Source organism: Roseovarius sp. A-2 (assembly GCF_002072155.1).
Taxonomy (GTDB): Bacteria; Pseudomonadota; Alphaproteobacteria; order Rhodobacterales; family Rhodobacteraceae; genus Roseovarius.
The window spans coordinates 1-1293 of record NZ_BDIY01000084.1 but is presented as its reverse complement, the minus strand read 5'-3'; the positions used below and the strand labels follow the sequence as shown (position 1 = coordinate 1293).

The following is a 1293-nucleotide window of genomic DNA, read 5'->3' as shown; positions in this document are numbered from 1 at the left end:
TTAAGTAAGGATGATGGTTATGACAAAAAGCAAAATGGCAAATCGCTACTCGCCCGAGGTCCGCGCGCGGGCGGTCCGGATGGTGTTCGAGCATCAAGGTTCATACGAAACGCAGGCGGGCGCGATTGCGGCCATTGCACCGAAAATTGGCTGTATTCCCCAGACCTTGAGCGGATGGGTCAAGCAGGCCGAGAAAGACAGTGGCATGCGCGACGGTGTCACGACCGAGGAACGAGATCGGATTAAAACTCTCGAACGTGAGGTCCGCGAGCTGCGCCAGGCGAATGAGATATTGCGCAAGGCGTCAGCTTATTTTGCGCAGGCGGAACTCGACCGCCCACTGAAGCGATGATCGCCTTCATTGAAGATCAGCGCGTTGTCTACGGCGTCGAGTCGATCTGCAGGGTGCTGCCGATCGCGCCGTCGACATATTACCACCGCCTGGCGTGCCTCGCTGATCCGTCCAAAGCTTCAGAACGCCATCAGCGGGATGCGGTGCTACGGCCAGAAATCAAGCGGGTCTGGGATGAGAATTACCAGGTCTACGGGGTGCGTAAGGCGTGGCATCAGCTGAGGCGCGAGGGCTTTGATCTGGCGCGTTGCACGGTGGAGCGACTGATGAAACAGATCGGCATCCGTGGGGCTGTGCGCGGCAAGGTGGTCAAAACAACGGTTCCAGACACTTCGGCACCCTGTCCGCGCGACAAGGTGAACCGGGTGTTCCGAGCACCAGCCCCGAACCTGCTCTGGGTCAGCGACTTCACCTACGTGTCCACATGGCAGGGCTTTGTCTATGTGGCTTTTGTCATCGACACATTCGCTGATCGCATCGTCGGATGGCGGGTCTCCCGGTCCGCCAAAACTGACTTTGTTCTTGATGCTCTTGAACAGGCCCTGCACGATCGACGGCCCGTCCAGAAAAGCGGATTGGTTCATCACTCGGATCGCGGCGGACAATATTTATCTATTCGCTATACCGAGCGTTTGGCCGAAGCAGGCATTGAACCATCGGTCGGCAGCGTCGGGGATTCCTACGACAATGCCCTCGCTGAAACGATAAACGGTCTCTACAAAACCGAACTGGTCCATCGCCAGGGTCCATGGCGCAACATGCAGGAGCTGGAAATGGCCACTCTCGGCTGGGTCGATTGGTTCAACAACCGCCGCCTGCTTGGCCCCATCGGGAATATCCCACCAGTCGAGGCCGAAGAGAACTTCTATGCACAGCGTGACGTGCTCGATATGGTCGCGTGAAATGAAGCTATAGGTCTCCGGTGAAACCGGGACGATTCA

Annotated in this window: 1 protein-coding gene and 1 other annotated feature; the gene reads left to right on the top strand. The window is 57.5% G+C overall.

From position 1 onward, the window contains the following. The first annotated feature begins 19 nt into the window (after window positions 1-19). Window positions 20-1254 (top strand): IS3 family transposase gene (locus BHD06_RS22660; protein WP_139784868.1). Its coding sequence is split into 2 segments (ribosomal slippage): window positions 20-314 and window positions 314-1254, totalling 1236 coding nucleotides; the frame shifts between segments, so codons are not numbered across the junction. Further along, window positions 307-423 (top strand) — a sequence feature (AL1L pseudoknot). (Overlaps the previous gene by 117 nt.) Window positions 1255-1293: the final 39 nt, after the last annotated feature.